We start from the raw sequence: 15,767 nt of genomic DNA on the forward strand, positions 1-15,767 counted from the left end.
TTGGGAGATGATTGAGTTTAAGCAAGGCAACCTATTAGAAGAAAAAGCCGAAGCCCTAGTAAACACCGTTAATTGTGTCGGTGTCATGGGTAAAGGTATTGCCTTGCAATTTAAGCAAGCTTATCCAGAAAACTTCCGCCACTATGAGAAAGCTTGTAAAGCTAATGAAGTCCAGCCAGGGCAGATGTTTACTGTAGTAACAGGAAGCTTATTTAATCCCAGGTACATAATTAACTTCCCCACTAAGCGGCATTGGAAGGGTAAGTCAAAAATAGAAGACATAAAAAGTGGAGTGGCGGCTTTAGTTAGAGAAGTGCAGCAATTAGGTATTAGCTCAATTGCTATTCCACCTTTAGGATGCGGAAACGGTGGTTTAGATTGGGTTGAAGTGAAGCCCTTAATAGAATCAGCTTTTGCTCAACTGCCAAATGTTCAGGTAATTATCTTTGAACCCACAGGCGCACCAGCAGCTGAAAAAATGCCTGTTGCTACCGAGAAGCCGAAAATGACCCGCGCTCGTGCTTTATTTATTCACTTGCTGGAACTGTACGGAATTCCAGGTTATGAGTTAACTAAGTTAGAAATTCAAAAACTTGCCTATTTCCTGCAAGAAGCTGGAGAAACTTTAAAGCTGCCTTATGTAAAACATAAATATGGCCCCTATGCTAACGATCTCAATCATGCGCTGAAACGTCTCGAAGGGCATTTCATTCGCGGTTATGGTGACGGAACTAGCAAAGCCGACAGTGCTGAAATTTATGTATTGTCAGAAGGTAGAGAAGCAGCAGAAGCTTTTTTAGAAACAGAAATAGATGCCCAGGAGCGTTTAGAGCGAGTTGGCAACCTCATATATGGCTTTGAAACGCCTTACGGTATGGAACTGCTAGCCACAGTTCACTGGGTTGGAACTAAAGAACCTAAGCCAGCACAAGATAGTGAGCAGGCGATCGCTCTGGTGCATCAATGGAGCGATCGTAAGCGCAAACTATTTAAGCCTGAACATATTCGCAAAGCTTGGCAGCGTTTGTATGAGCAAGGCTGGCTCAACATCAAAGAGCAAATAACTTCTTGAACATTTTTTCAACAAAGTTCCAAATAAATTTACAACATAGAGTTTGCCTTACGTCTCTATCGTGTACGGCGTTACTGCCATCTATTTGGTTTGAGGAACAATTAGATTTTTCACATGAACAACTTTTTCGTTTACGAAGTCTGTAATACTCTTGCTCCAGACTAATTAGTCCTGCCTTTTTAAAGTCCGATTTTTTTAGACGAAGTTTATATTTTTTATAAAAGTGTTGGCTGACTTCTTTACGAATCAATTTATCCAATTCACGTATTTGTTGGATGTCGGTAATAACCGCAAAAAATCCCATCCAACTTTTTACTCTTTCTCCCAGCACACCACCGCATACATCACATATTCGCTCACCACGTCCAGTTACTTTTCTATTAATTACATATTTAATAAAAAATCTAAATCTACGCTTAGGGATTTCTCCTGTTTTATAAGAAGGCTCTTTATTAATTTTTTTTATAATCCTTTCATGATACCTTAAAATGTTTGCTGGCTTAACTTTGATATGGTCAAGAGTAAATTGAAAACCAACAAATTCTAGAAAATCTTGAGTTATATCAACATACTTAGTTTTACTTTCATCCGGATGTAATTCCAGCTTTATATCTTGTAGCTTTTGAGCTACTTCTTGATGTACTAAAGGAATAAATTCCTTTTGTTTTAAAAGTATTATAAAATCATCTGCATAGCGGACGTATCTCAAAGGATATTTTTTCGATAAATCATTGATAACCCAACAATCAAATTCATGTAAATATAGATTTGCAAGCATACCTGAAAGTACGCCACCTTGAGGAATACCCTGAGTTCTAATAATTCTTTGATTATTTAGAATAGGCTTGTGAAGATGAAAAAAACGGTATCCGTAGATTTGACCATCTTGATTCTTATATGGAAGTCCGCCAGCTTTAATAAACCGTTTTAATAATTTACTAGTTAGAGTATCTTGACCAAATTTACTCTCGATAATTCTAAACAGATATTCGTGAGACAACCTATCAAAGAATTTGACTATATCAGCATCTAAGGCAAATATAAAACCTTGTTTAATATAATGATGAATCAAGCTTGCTGCATAGGGTGCAGATTTTCCCTTTCTATAGGCACAAGAAACTTTATCTAGTATAGGTGTTACTTGAAAATCTTTTTCTATCTCATGATAAATAGCATCATACAAGACTTTTTGAACGATAACATCACGTATCGTAGCAATCGATAAAATTCGCTTTCCACCAGATGGCTTGTTTTTTTCTATTTGCCGAAAGGTATAAAACTGATATGTACCTTTCAACAATCTATTTGATAGAAGTTGACACCGTAAATCAAGCTCCTTCTTGAAGGTTTGGTAAGAAATACCATCTACCCCCATCTGAACTTTTGGCTCACCCTGCTGTAAGAAATCAGTTTTTTGTCGTTCATAAGCTTCAAAGGCAGCCTTTAGCTTCTCAGGCTGAAAGTACTCACTGAGTATATCGTCCAACGATTTGGACATATTTATTTTTTCTATTTAGTAATTATTGAATTATTTAAAAGTGCCTACTGCTAAGACGGACAGGGAACGCAAGGCACTTTATCAACCTGTCTCCTCTACTATGGTGTAGAGTATAACCATTACCTATTATTTCTAATAGGTATAAAGAAACTCCTGTCAAGGTGGGCTTCTTATGTGTATTCCATTGCTATAAGTTAGCATAGCTTGGAACAGCTACCCGCTTGGGATAAGAGGCTTGTAGCCATCTTACGGCAGGTTCAAAGACCTAACCTCGCATTATTAGACAGCATATCATCAGCTACTCACTAATTGCTTATAACTAGAATTTTCTATACCAAAAAAACACAAATTAAGTATTATAACCGTAAAATACATAAAGTATTTTTGTTAAAATTGTTTCACAAGACTTGTCAGAATAATTTATGCCCCAACAAACTCCTGAGTATATTCATGTAGAACTGCCTATCATTCAACAACTTATAAGTATGGGTAGGTAGTACATTGAAGGAGATTGGGACAACCTCCAAGTTACAACGTGCTTTGTCTAATCAACTCGATCTAGTTTTTTCTCTGATTGTCTGAAACCATCCTGTTCTCCCAATTCTGGGAAAGGGACTGGTAAATTTACCCACCTTCTCCCACAATTGTGAGAAGGAGTTGGGAGATGAGGGCAAGTGTTGCATTCGTGCAAGAAGTTGATTGCCTATTGCCTACCTACGCAAGTAATTTCAATAATCAAATCGGATTCTTATATGACAGTTGTTTATCCACGGAAATTTCAAAATACATTGAGTGCAAGGGATGTTCTCAAACAGGTGGTACGCGATCGCGAAATCCACTTCATCACCCTGAACCGCTATCGTTATAGTGAGCAGCGCAGTTGTAAAGACCTGACTGACTTAATTGAACGCCTAAATGGCAAACCCCCAGAACTAATTAAAGATTTATCACATCACATTGCTGATGAAGCACGCCATGCCATGTGGTTGACTGATTTATTAGTGGACTTGGGAGCCAATGTAGGTACACCCCCTGGTAATTCCTATATCGATGAATTTGAAAGACTGCTAGACCAAGACTCATACAGTTCTCAAGACAACTTAGAATCAGGTTTAATCGCCGCCTTAGCAGCAATTAACGTCACCGAAAAACGGGGTTGTGAGTATTTCTCTGCCCACATTTATGCCCTCAAACAAGCACCCCAAACAGCAGAAAATATCAAAATCCGCGAAACTATTGCAAAAATTCTCCCAGAAGAAGCCGGACACGTGCGTTGGGGGAATCGCTGGTTAGCACAAATGGCAGACAAAAGTCCCGAACATCGCCAAAAAGTCGAGCAAGCCAAGCGCAAGTATGCAGCCATTGAACAAGCTGCTTTTGAATCGGGAATGGATATTACTTTGGGTGCAGAACTGCGACGAGTTGCTAACCTGCTAGAAGTAGTAAACACTATGCCAGTATGGGAACGTCCTCAATATTTCATGGAACGTTTACCACAAACTCTCCTAGCACCTCAATTGCAGTCTACCAGAATTCAGGCTGCACAAAGAGCTTGGCAACGTGACCCACAAGCATTTTTTGATAAGTTCGTGCCAATGTTTTTTAATGGCGTGAAGAAGCAGGAAAATAAAAACTAGTCCCACTAGTCAAAGGATTTAGATCCCCAACGTTTTTAAAACTTGGGGATCTCGTTCTTTGTGAATAATTTTCCGACTGTTAGAAATACTTTAAACCTGAATGACACCCTGTTAACGGAGTCAATATTGGTAATGCTGTTGATTCAGGCTAATTAATTACACCAAAACGACATTTGGATTGTTCAAAAGTGTTGCAGTCACTATTTGAAAATCTGGGTTTAGACGAAGCTATTAAAAGAGTTGAATGGCTTTTGTATTTGTTGTGGTAAGGATGACAGGAGGTATGAAACCTTGATTTTTAAGCAATTACATGAGCATTGCTGAAAGATTCCATGAGACTTCTACGCCCAGTACCACGATGGGGTGTAGCCTCTTCTGGTTCATTACGTTTGGGTTTAGATTTGAGTGAAAGCATATTTTGTGAACTCAAAGCAGAAATTGTGAGATTGCGATTAGCCATTCCCAGGCCATCAGAAATTAGGGAACCAAATACCAGACTCGAAATTAAAACTGGAATAGCAGCACGCATCATAGAAGTCTCTTTCTGAACTCTCTTATCTACTGCTACTGTATTTTAGGGAACGAGTCCGGAAAATTTTTAAAAAAGTAGTGCTTTTTACTGAAACTAAATCACATTGGGGTTATGTGGAGGTTTTCTACTAATAACCAGTGACCAGAGTGATTGAGATGACCCCAGATGGTAAGCTTTTGCTTGTCTGGCAATGATTTTAGCTGTTGCTCTATGTGCGATCGCACCGTTACCAACTGCCACGATTGCCCCAGATTAGCAGTGGGAGAGGCGATCGTGAATCTGTAATCCTGCGGATTTAAATGATGAAAAATGCCTGTGAAGCAGTCAGCCCTCTGTGTTACTACTTGATTTGCTTCTGAGTGATAATACGTATCCACAGAATCAGGACAATAGCCGCTATGTGGATAGGTTTGAGGCTCCTTTAGATAATACAATTGCCACTCCAGCCATTCCGGATGATCAGGTAATAAATTAAACAAAGGAACAACAGCAGCAGGAGCATAATTATCTTGTAGTAAAGCCGTTTGCAAAGCTTGTACAGATAAATCTCGCGGCTGACAGTTTAACTCTACACACAAAGCCGCCGCCATCCCTGCGGCTTGACCGATACCCAACACCACAGGTTGCAATCTAGTAGCCCCATTAGCAATATGAGACACAGAAATATTCTTGTCACAAACCAATAAACCATCTGTGCTAGCTGGAACCAAACAACGATAGGGAATTGTGAAGGGGGTTCCTGTCCAACGTCCACCCCAACGGATAGATTTAGGTTGTAGTGGTAAATCGAAGCTGGGATAATGATGATCATTGGCATAATTACCAATAGCGATCGCATCTGCAAACAAAGATGCAACCTGACCATCTGCAACTGGTAAAATATCATGTTCCGTAACCGTCGTTAGCCCTATCAGGCGGCGACTTTCCCGATAATATGGATGCAGTGCAAAAGCTGTCGATTTGTGCGGAAAAACGGACTCGGCTAAACCGTAACGCCGTCCAACGTGACTTTGGATAAAATGGGCGAAATTTTGGCTATGGTGACGAGATTCTTGGAAAAAATCGTTTTTAGCATCTGCCGACTCTAGCAAACGTCCCACACCTTCACCATAATCGTTACCACAGATAGGCCAGTTAATCATGAATAGATTACCCGGCAAGCGTCCATAATTCAAGAATTGCTCTGCACCGTACTTTTCCCAAGCACCAGCAAACAACCCCGCATCATAATTAGGTGCAGGTGGAACCTCTGGGGCGATAGCTTCCCCAAAATCTTGCATCACCACAACCCAAGTAGGCGCTTGCACAGGATATTTTTCTGTGAATTGATTAAACTCAGATGGGGCGCTAGCTTCTCCCCACTCAGACTGCAACTCCCAACCCCAACGATAAGGTATCTCTGCTAAAGCTAATAAATCTCCTAACTCTGTACCATCAAGAATAATTTTTGCTTGGACGGTAAAGTCAGCAAACCGTACACCAGTAATGCAACTTCCCTGGCGCAAAACTTCCAGTGGTACTTGTCCAGAAATCCAATGCAGATTTGGTAATACCTTCACCCAATCAGCAAAAATCTCAGCCCCAATCCGAGGATCATAACTAAAAAAGCTCACCCAACTATGATTTAATCCCCCTGGCTGTCGCTGTCGCAATTCTTGCAAAAACGCACCCCATAATCCTGTTTGAAACGCTAGTAATTCATTACCATCAGGTGCAGAAACACCAGCCGCAGTTAACATTCCCCCTAGCCAAGAAAACTCACTCACCAGAATAGTTTTAGCACCTCGTCGCGCCGCTTGGATAGCCGCCGCAGTTCCTCCAGTTCCGCCACCAACGACTAAGACATCAGTTATATAAGTTTGATTTACCATCAGTACCAATTTATGTATTTTTAACCAGGATACAGACAAATTGATCCTGTTATGCAAACGTTTGATGATGCGGCTATATCTGTATTAACTAATAGGTAAATAATGATAGTATTGAGCAAATTAGTATCTTAGAATATTCTTTAAAAGCCTTATTTTTTAGATATAGCAGTTAAGGGTCAGATGAGGTACAGTCTACTCTCTAATCTCTAGCCTCTAGCCTCTAAACTCAACAAAATGTACTTCACTAAAGCGAGAAACGCTATAAAATTCCGCTAATAACACCAAGTTTTTAGAGCTGGTGATAAATCCTTAACCTAAATCTCTCGACGAAACGCTCTAATAGCTTCTCCAGCATCAGTCTCAGCCATCAAAATGTAGCGTCTGAGTAAATCCAAATTGAGTTCATTAAGTCCAGGTAGTTGACTGCGCTCAATGCGTTCATAGCTACCGTTATGCAGATGATAGACCGTTAACAGCCCATCTTCCCAAAACCAGACTTCTGTTACTCCCAGAGCTTTATAGCGCTCTAACTTGTTGATACTACTACTGGTAAAAACAACTTCGATGGACAAATCTGGAATCGGTTTAGCACTACCAATACAGTAGGAATCATCCGCTTGAACCGAAACAACCCCTTCTTTTTCTTGAGTCATTGAACGGGTTGGTTGAAAGAAAATGCCTTTTTCGACGAGAAAAGTTGTCACTAAATAACCAATGATACTAGCAAAAATTTCATGTTCACGTCCCGGCATGAGAATCTCGATTGTATCGTCATAGTAAAATAGTCGCACACCAGGAGAACCATCAAAACCCTTTTGGATGAACTTGAACTGTTCCCAAGTCCCATAATGGACAATACGTTGGTCGGTAGTTCGGTCAAGTAGTGGGGGCATCGCGTTTACCTCTAGCAATCCCTGCCTGAATTGTACATGAAATTGATAATTATTGTATATGATTAAATTATGGAATGTAGGTAGAAAGTAAAAATATGACAATTACTACCAACTTAAAACAACTCTATGAAACTGATGAGAATTTATGGTTAGAAAAAACTATTGAACTATTAAAACAACAGCAGTTTAACCAACTTGATTTAGAAAACTTAATTGAGGAATTAATCAATTTGGGAAAAAGAGATTTAGCTAAAGCCAAAAGTCTTTTAAGGCAAATTATTATTCATATATTATTACTCCAATACTGGCAAGTAGAATATCAAAGAAACCATCGTCATTGGATTGGAGAAATCAAAACCTTTAGATATGACTTAAATAATTATTTAACGACAAATTTAATGAATAAGTTACAGGATGATTTACAGAATATTTATCAAAGTGCAGTTGATTTTGCTCAAATCAAAACCAATTTGAATATTTTCCCAGAAAAATGTTCTTACACTCTTGCACAATTATTAGATGACAATTATTTACCTTAGATGTATTAGCCGTACAGCAAAAGCAAAATCATTCTTCGCATTTTCAAGAGAAACTTATAGATATAGACGTGGAAGATTCATTGATTCAGTTAGAGTGGGAAAAACATGGTAGCAATAGTTGATATTGGAACCCTAATTGTGAGAAAACCTCAAGTTGCTGGAGGTCGCCCTTGCATTGCTGGTACGCGCATGACTGTTCAAAACCTTGTGATGGATTTTCAAGCAGGGTTATCTCCTCAAGATATTGTGACAGAATATCCACATTTATCTCTAGCTCAAGTTTATGCGGCGCTTGCTTATTACTATGCTAATCAGGAAGCAATGGATAGAGAAATTGCTTTGTATCAAGCAGAATGTAATGCACTAGAAACGAAGTGGATGTCAGGTGATTTTGCATGAGTCAAATTCGTTTCTATTTAGATGAAGATGCTGGAAAAAAATCTTTAGCTAATACCATTTCACGTTAATCATGATACACATGAATTATGTAGAGACGTTGCAATGCAACGTCTCTACTGTTTCACATTTAAAGGAAATTGGTATAATGGCTTACGCAATACAGGAATTGATGTAATGACAACGGCTGAAGCAGATAGATTAGGATCATCAGATGATAGCCAATTAATTTGGGCAACGGAACAGAGACGAGTTATTTACAGTTTCAATGTTGGTGATTTTTGTCGATTGCATAAAGCTTATCTCGAACAGCACCAAAAGCATTCAGGTATTATACTTGCTGCCAAGCAGAGCTATGCAATTGGAGAACAGTTGCGAGGCTTGTTGAAGTTAGTAGAAAGTATGGAAGCTGAGGATATGGCAAATCAATTAGTGTTTCTAAGAAAATATATTGATAATTTTTAAAGGGCGATCGCTTTCTGTAATAATCCCTGCTGGCTAGCGATGTCTACAACGATGCTCCCCCTACGTCTGAACTATGTCGTTGTCACTAGAAAAGCCCTAAGAACTTTTTCTTTTCTCCTTGAGCCTTCAAAGCAACCTTCAAGTTGTTATGAGCAGTTGCATAGTTAGGGTCAATTTTAATAGCTTGACGGTAAGCAGTGATCGCCTCATCCCACTTTCCTTGATCGGCTAGAGTAGCCCCCAAGCCGTTATGAGCGATCGCAAAGTTAGGGTCAATTTTAATAGCTTGACGGTAAGCAGCGATCGCCTCATCCAATTTTCCTTGAGCCTTGAGAGCAACCCCCAAGTTGTTATGAGCATTTGCAAAGTTAGGGTCGAGTTGAATAGCTTGACGGTAAGCAGTGATCGCCTCATCTAATTTTCCTTGAGCCTTGAGACTAATCCCTAAGTTGTAGTGAGCATTTGCAAGGTTAGGGTCAAGTTGAATAGCTTGACGGTAAGCAGCGATCGCTTCATCCAATTTTCCTTGATCATCAAGAGCATCTCCCAAGCCGTTATGAGCTATTGCAACGTTAGGGTTAATTTTAATAGCTTGACGGTAAGCAGCGATCGCCTCATCTAATTTTCCTTGAGCCTTGAGACTAATCCCTAAGTTGTGGTGAGCATTTACATAGTTAGGGTCAATTTCAATAGCTTGACGGTAAGCAGCGATCGCCCCATCCAATTTTCCTTGAGCCTTGAGACTAATCCCTAAGTTGTAGTGAGCATCTAGATAGTTAGGGTCAATTTCAATAGCTTGACGGTAAGCAGCGATCGCCTCATCCAATTTTCCTTGATCATCAAGAGCATCTCCCAAGCCGTTATGAGCAAGTGCAAAGTTAGGGTCAATTTTAATAGCTTGACGGTAAGCAGCGATCGCCTCATCCAATCTTCCTTGAGCCTTGAGAGTAATCCCTAAGTTGTGGTGAGCATTTACATAGTTAGGGTCAATTTTAATAGCTTGACGGTAAGCAGCGATCGCCTCATCCAATTTTCCTTGAGCCTTGAGACTAATCCCTAAGTTGTAGTGAGCATTTCGAGAGTTAGGGTCAATTTTAATAGCTTGACGGTAAGCAGTGATCGCCTCATCCAATTTTCCTTGAGCCTTGAGAGCAACCCCTAAGTTGACGTGAGCAAGTGCAAAGTTGGGGTCGAGTTCAATAGCTTTGCGATATTCTGCGATCGCCTCATTCAGTTTATTTTGATTATATAAATCAACACCTAAGTCATTGTGAGCGATCGCATTTTGTTCTCTACTCTTTTCTTGCTGTTGCTGTTTAGGTTGATCTTTTTGCTTCAGTTCCGCTTGATGGTTGATTACTGCTTGTCGCTGTAGTTCGTTTTGTTCTTGCTGTTTTAGATTTTCCTGATATCTGATTTCTGCTTGCTGAAGCAGGGGTTGTTCAACACTTGAAATATCTTCATTTTTTAGTTCTAAAGACTTCTGTAAATTATCTAATTGTTGACGAGATTGCTGGTTTAAGGGAAATTCTCGTTGAATTGCTTCTGTGAATACCTGCTTGTATTGAGCTAAATTTTGTTGGTATGACTCTGACTTCTGGGCAAACTGTGCTTCAACTTCTTGCTTAATTAACAAAACATCCTCATCTCTTAATCCTTTCAATCTCTGAAGCTCATTCATTGCTTCAGAGGTTTTCTCACTTAGAGGATATTCCTCTTCTGCTTCTGCAATTAAAATTTCTCGATACTCTTTTAAATTTGCTAATCGCTCCTGATAAGGGCGTAATAACTCAGCCTCAATTTCAGCAACATCTTCAGGGCTTAAGCCTAACTTCTGCTTGTGGTCATTCAGAATAGCCCGATATGCTGGACGAATTTTTCCTGTAGTTGCATAAAGTGAAGCAATTTTCCGATATCTCAGTTTAGGGTCAGCCAGTTTAGCCTTAGAGAGAACAATTTCAAACCCCTTATCTTTAAGAGTGATAATTTTTGGGGTCATGTCGGGTGCAGTTTCTTGCACTTTGCTCGTAGCATACTCGTGCAATTCTAGTACGGACACAAAGCCATCTTCATTGCGATCGCCTGCTCCCGTTTCAATCCCTTCAACTAGATATCGGGTGTAAATCGATAAGTCTGATCCCTTCTGCTCAAAGGAATACTGAGTTGAACTAGAGGAAGTGAGTACCACCCGCCCTTCAGCACCTAAGTTCTGCACGTCAACCGAACCATCATCTTTAGCTTGTAATGCGGGATCGAAGGCTCCGCTAAAGCAACAGTCTAAGATAATTGCTTGCCGTTTGACACGGCTAATGTTCATAATTTGGTGGACAAAGTTTGCAGGTACAGCAGTTGACCGAATCAACTCGCCTTTGACATTCTTCCGAGTGTTCCGAGTAGCAAAATACAAATTGTTACCACCATCTTTAACACCGTGTCCAGAGAAAAATAGCAATACCAAATCTTCTCTATCACGACCGGAAAACCAGGTTTCAATCTCAGATTCCATTGTCTGTTTGTCGGGATTTGGAAGGGTTTTTACCTCATCAAATTCCCCCATTTCTGGATCTTTTAAAACCCTTTGCATTGCTTCGATATCTTTCACAGCCGCAGGTAATTCCTTGAACCCTGACTCATATTCACTGACTCCAATTAGCAATGCGACCTTTACCATTTTGCTTACCTATGCTGAGATAAAATCTTGATCTGCTTTGATGGCTACTTCCAGTCCTTCCACTAGCCGTTGCATCTGCTTGTCTTTTTCTTCCACGTCTAAGTCAGGGTCGTTGAAGGTGATGGTAAATTTAATGATATTTGCCCTCATACTGTCACTAATTAGGGTTTACTCAGTTTTTATATACTGTCAATTATTCTAGTTATATCAGTAAACACTTCATGGCTGAATTAACATTTATAGCTTAATGCCGGCAACGCTGTTTAATTCCAGCACAGTTAAAAACTGTATCCAATCAAGCGATCGCTGATCATTCACCATTACCTACCATTCCAGTACGTTTCGGATATTGCGTTTATGAAATACAATGTATAGATATCACGTTTATTGAGATAAAACCCTGAAATCAATGATATCTGGACAAAATAAGCTATCACATTTAATTACAGTTCAGGAACAAGAAGCTGCATCGATGCAAGAAGTAGTGCGTATACTACAACGTGAAGGCTCTCAGCTAAAGTTAGTAGATGCCAACGGGGAAGCAGTGACAATTCCTGATTCGATTGATCAAGCGTTGCGGCAAATCGTTCAGGCGATCGCATCAGGCAAATCGGTATCCATTATTCCCCAAGACCAAGAACTAACAACACAACAAGCAGCAGATATTCTCAACGTATCACGTCCTTATCTCATTAAGTTACTAGAGCAAGGCGAAATTCCTTTCATTACCGTCGGCACACATCGCCGTGTGCATATTGATGAGGTAATGAAGTATAAACAACAGCGCGATACTCTGCGTAGAAAACTTTTACAAGAATTAATCGAAATGACGGAAGAAGCAGGTTTATACGAAGACGATGAGTAATAGCATTTTGGATTTGAGATGATGAAAGGTTATTGAGTAAGTAAGCTTTTAGTAGCTTTATCTACACAACCTAAAATGTTATTTTTACTTAATCAAAGCAGTATGTCCAGAGTTGTATTAGATGCCTGTGTTTTGTTTCCTATGTACCTACGAGACACTTTGTTGTCTACGGCTGAAGCTGGACTATATTTACCATATTGGTCACAGAGAATTTTAGATGAAGCGATGAGAAACCTAGTTCTGAGAGGGAAAATTTCTGTTGAAGGTGCTAGTAATTTAGAGTTGGTAATTAAAACAGCTTTTCCTGAAGCAATGATTGCAGCCGTACCTTGGGAATTGGAGACAAGCATGACAAATAACCCTAAAGACCGTCATGTTCTGGCAACTGGGATTATAACTAATGCTGATACAATAGTTACCCATAATCTTAGAGACTTTAGTGATGAAGCTTTGAATCTTTATAAAATCAAAGCACAGTCTCCAGATAGTTTTCTTAGTGACTTATTTGATGAATATCCTGACAAAATAGTTCAAGTAATCCAAAAACAGGCTCAAAATTATAAAAGAAGTCCCCAGACTTGCGTACAGTTGCTGGAACGACTTAGTAAACAGATACCAACATTTACCAGCAAGGTTCTATCATATGACTCGAAAATCTGAAAATACATAGTTCAACGTAGACTAATAGTGTTACATCTAATATCGTTGAGTAGGGAAAATCAGCGTGAAAGCACAGGTATTTCGAGGTGTAAATCAACTCTCTTACGAAGATATCCCCGTCCCGACTCTGGAACCCGATGAAGTTCTGGTACAGGTGCGAGTCGTCGGTTTATGTCAATCAGATATTAAAAAAATTCGTTATCCTCTCTATGAACCACCACGGATTTTTGGTCATGAAACAGCCGGAAATGTTGCCGCAGTTGGTTCTCAAGTTCAAGGTTGGCAGGTGGGACAACGGGTGGCGGTGATGCACCACATTCCGTGTATGCGTTGCGCTTACTGCTTGAATGATAATTTTTCTATGTGCAATGTCTATAAAAATATCTCTACGACAGCCGGATTTAACGCCAGTGGTGGCGGTTTTGCTGAGTATGTGAAAGTCCCAGGTCATATTGTAGAGAATGGAGGGCTAATACCAATCCCCGATGATATCAGTTTTGAAGAAGCGAGTTTTGTTGAACCGACTAATTGTTGCTTAAAGGCAGTTAAAAAAGCGCAGATTGCTCCTGGAAAAACGGTTTTAGTCACTGGTGCAGGGCCAATTGGATTGATGTTTATCATGTTGGTGAAGTATTTTGGCGGCAAAGCGATCGCCACCGATCTGCTACCCTCAAGAATAGACAAAGCTATGAGTGTCGGTGCAGAAGCGGCCTTTGATGCTCGTGATCCCGACTTACCAGCCAAAATTCACGCCCTCACCGATGGACTAGGTGTAGATGTCACCCTACTCGCCGTCCCTAGTGAAAAAGCTTTCTTTCAAGCCTTGGAATGTACTCGTAAAGGTGGAAAAATCCTGTTTTTCGCTGAATTTCCCGACGAATTAGAAATTCCCATCAACCCGAATATTCTTTACCGTCGAGAAATAGATTTGATGGGTAGTTACAGCTCATCCTATCGCCTGCAAAATCTCTCTGCCGATATTGTCTTCAATCGTCGCATAGATGTGCAAGCCTTAATCAGCGATCGCTATCCCTTAGAAAATTTATCAGCAGCCGTAGACCAAGCGATCGCTCCTACGCCAGAGACTTATAAAATCTTGATTTATCCGTAAATTGGGGAGATAGGGAGAGGGGGGGATGGGGAGATGGGGGGAAAGAAGCTATATAAGTTTGTCCCCTGGTCCCCTGGTCCCCTGGTCCCCTGGTCCCCTGGTCCCCTTGTCCCCCTATCCCCTTTTCCCCTCATCCCTCAGATGGAAATACCGATTACATTACTGATAGTCGCCTTACTAGCCTTCTATGTAGCTTGGAATCTGGGAGCTAATGACGTTGCGAATGCGATGGGAACTTCTGTAGGTTCCAAAGCGATTACATTGAGGCAGGCTTTGATTATTGCTGGGTTTTTAGAGTTTACTGGTGCTGTCTTGTTTGGACATGGGGTAACAGAAACCTTAGCTACTAAAGTTGCCAACCCCGAATTATTTGCGGCTACACCCCAAATTTTAGTGACTGGGATGATCACAGTACTAATTTCTTGTGGAGTATGGTTACAAATTGCCACATCTCGTGGTTTGCCAGTATCCTCTTCTCATGCAGTTGTCGGTGCGATCGCTGGATTTAGTTGGGTAGCTTTAGGAGTAGGTGCGATCGATTGGTCATCAATTGGTTTAATCACTATTGGTTGGATTTTAACGCCAGTGATTAGTGGAGCGATCGCCGCTTTATTTTATAGTCAAATCAAACATTGGATTTTGGCACAGCCCAATCAAGTCAAACAATTAACAGAGTGGATTCCCTGGTTAAGTACAGTCTTATTAGGGGTTTTTGGTGTGATTGTTCTACCCTCCCTAACTCAACCCCTCACCAATTTCTTGATTGACAAACTAGGTGTAAACATCCCCTCTCACGATATCCCCCTGTTAATCGGTGCATTCGCCGCAGTTGCACTGACGATGATTAGTTGGCGACAAGTCGAGAGGGGAGCAGAGAAGCAAAGTGAGATCAGAAAACTCAGCACACCCTTCGGGAACGCCAAGGGCGAACAGCACTCACCACTCACTACTCCCATAGAACCTCTATTCGCCCGCTTTCAAGTCTTAAGTGCTTGCTTTGTCGCGTTTGCACATGGTTCTAATGACGTGGGTAATGCGATCGCTCCTTTGGCGGCGATCGTTTATATTCATCAAACTGGTCAAGTACCCATGAATGGGATCACTGTTCCTTTATGGATTTTAATCTTGGGTGCGGCGGGGATTGTGGGTGGACTAGCTGTTTGGGGTAAAAAAGTGATTGCAACGATTGGCGAAAATATCATTGCGTTGCAACCAAGCAGTGGGTTTTGTGCAGAACTTGCCACTGCTACTACAATCCTCATTGCTTCCCGTTTGGGTTTACCAGTCTCCACCTCTCATGCGCTTGTCGGTGGTGTAGTAGGTATCGGACTTGTGCAGAATCCCAATTCTGTGAAATTGCAAACTCTCAAGGGTATTGCTACCGCCTGGCTAGTTACCGTACCAATCAGTGCAGTCCTTAGCGCTGCTATCTTTAGTGTTGTGCGGATTTTCTTTTTCTAATATCAATTTTATTTATGCAATAGAAATAACTAAGGTTTATCGTATTTTTCCCTATATGTATCTTTTGGTTGAGCCAAAATTAGAATATTTTTTGGC

General features: G+C 40.5%; 15 protein-coding genes. 9 read left to right on the top strand and 6 right to left on the bottom strand.

The features are described from left to right. Positions 1-7: 7 nt before the first annotated feature. A complete protein-coding gene (locus FD725_RS14815; RefSeq protein WP_179048820.1) occupies positions 8-1,072 on the top strand; it encodes a macro domain-containing protein in 1,065 nt (354 codons plus the stop codon). Here FD725_RS14815 and FD725_RS14820 read toward each other — a convergent pair. Beyond that, entirely contained in the window at positions 1,050-2,570 is a 1,521-nt protein-coding gene (locus FD725_RS14820) for a reverse transcriptase domain-containing protein (RefSeq protein ID WP_179048821.1), read from the bottom strand. The two genes, FD725_RS14815 and FD725_RS14820, sit on opposite strands and share 23 nt — an antisense overlap. A 752-nt stretch (positions 2,571-3,322) precedes the next feature. Between FD725_RS14820 and FD725_RS14825 the strand changes: the two genes are divergently transcribed. Further along, positions 3,323-4,207: a ferritin-like domain-containing protein gene (locus tag FD725_RS14825; protein ID WP_179048822.1), complete on the top strand. Its 885-nt coding sequence runs from the start codon at positions 3,323-3,325 to the stop codon at positions 4,205-4,207. A 298-nt stretch (positions 4,208-4,505) separates the two neighbouring features. On the opposite strand, the gene patX is transcribed toward FD725_RS14825, so the two are convergent. The 3 genes from patX to FD725_RS14840 form a co-directional block, all read right to left on the bottom strand. Next, positions 4,506-4,739 carry a heterocyst-inhibiting protein PatX gene (gene patX, locus FD725_RS14830; protein WP_179048823.1) on the bottom strand — a complete coding sequence of 78 codons (234 nt, stop codon included), beginning with the start codon at positions 4,737-4,739 and terminating at the stop codon, positions 4,506-4,508. A 98-nt stretch (positions 4,740-4,837) separates the two neighbouring features. Next, entirely contained in the window at positions 4,838-6,610 is a 1,773-nt protein-coding gene (locus FD725_RS14835; RefSeq protein WP_179048824.1) for an FAD-dependent oxidoreductase, read from the bottom strand. A 314-nt stretch (positions 6,611-6,924) separates the two neighbouring features. After that, positions 6,925-7,503 carry a Uma2 family endonuclease gene (locus tag FD725_RS14840; protein ID WP_179048825.1) on the bottom strand — a complete coding sequence of 193 codons (579 nt, stop codon included), beginning with the start codon at positions 7,501-7,503 and terminating at the stop codon, positions 6,925-6,927. Between the two features lie 95 nt (positions 7,504-7,598). On the opposite strand from FD725_RS14840, the gene FD725_RS14845 reads away from it, so the two are divergent. From FD725_RS14845 to FD725_RS14855, 3 genes are all read left to right on the top strand, one after another. Then, on the top strand, positions 7,599-8,042 hold the full coding sequence (locus FD725_RS14845; protein ID WP_179048826.1) for a DUF29 domain-containing protein: 444 nt from the start codon (positions 7,599-7,601) through the stop codon (positions 8,040-8,042). A 105-nt stretch (positions 8,043-8,147) separates the two neighbouring features. Beyond that, positions 8,148-8,441: a DUF433 domain-containing protein gene (locus FD725_RS14850; protein ID WP_179048827.1), complete on the top strand. Its 294-nt coding sequence runs from the start codon at positions 8,148-8,150 to the stop codon at positions 8,439-8,441. A 102-nt stretch (positions 8,442-8,543) separates the two neighbouring features. Continuing rightward, positions 8,544-8,903, top strand: a complete 360-nt coding sequence (locus FD725_RS14855; protein WP_179048828.1) for a DUF5615 family PIN-like protein — start codon at positions 8,544-8,546, stop codon at positions 8,901-8,903. An 85-nt stretch (positions 8,904-8,988) separates the two neighbouring features. Here FD725_RS14855 and FD725_RS14860 read toward each other — a convergent pair whose 3' ends face one another. Then, on the bottom strand, positions 8,989-11,574 hold the full coding sequence (locus tag FD725_RS14860) for a tetratricopeptide repeat protein (RefSeq protein ID WP_179048829.1): 2,586 nt from the start codon (positions 11,572-11,574) through the stop codon (positions 8,989-8,991). A gap of 9 nt (positions 11,575-11,583) precedes the next feature. Continuing rightward, positions 11,584-11,724: a hypothetical protein gene (locus tag FD725_RS14865; protein WP_179048830.1), complete on the bottom strand. Its 141-nt coding sequence runs from the start codon at positions 11,722-11,724 to the stop codon at positions 11,584-11,586. Between the two features lie 259 nt (positions 11,725-11,983). Here FD725_RS14865 and FD725_RS14870 point away from each other — a divergent pair, with 259 nt between their 5' ends. The 4 genes from FD725_RS14870 (at position 11,984) to FD725_RS14885 (ending at position 15,671) form a co-directional block, all read left to right on the top strand. Continuing rightward, positions 11,984-12,439, top strand: a complete 456-nt coding sequence (locus FD725_RS14870; protein WP_179048831.1) for a helix-turn-helix domain-containing protein — start codon at positions 11,984-11,986, stop codon at positions 12,437-12,439. A gap of 102 nt (positions 12,440-12,541) precedes the next feature. Beyond that, entirely contained in the window at positions 12,542-13,099 is a 558-nt protein-coding gene (locus FD725_RS14875) for a PIN domain-containing protein (protein ID WP_179048832.1), read from the top strand. Positions 13,100-13,163: 64 nt separating this feature from the next. Next, complete coding sequence (locus FD725_RS14880) at positions 13,164-14,210, top strand: zinc-dependent dehydrogenase (RefSeq protein ID WP_179048833.1); 1,047 nt, start codon at positions 13,164-13,166, stop codon at positions 14,208-14,210. A gap of 141 nt (positions 14,211-14,351) precedes the next feature. Beyond that, on the top strand, positions 14,352-15,671 hold the full coding sequence (locus FD725_RS14885) for an inorganic phosphate transporter (RefSeq protein WP_179048834.1): 1,320 nt from the start codon (positions 14,352-14,354) through the stop codon (positions 15,669-15,671). The last annotated feature ends 96 nt before the right edge of the window (positions 15,672-15,767 follow it).

The organism is Nostoc sp. TCL26-01 (assembly GCF_013393945.1).
Lineage (GTDB): Bacteria > Cyanobacteriota > Cyanobacteriia > Cyanobacteriales > Nostocaceae > Trichormus.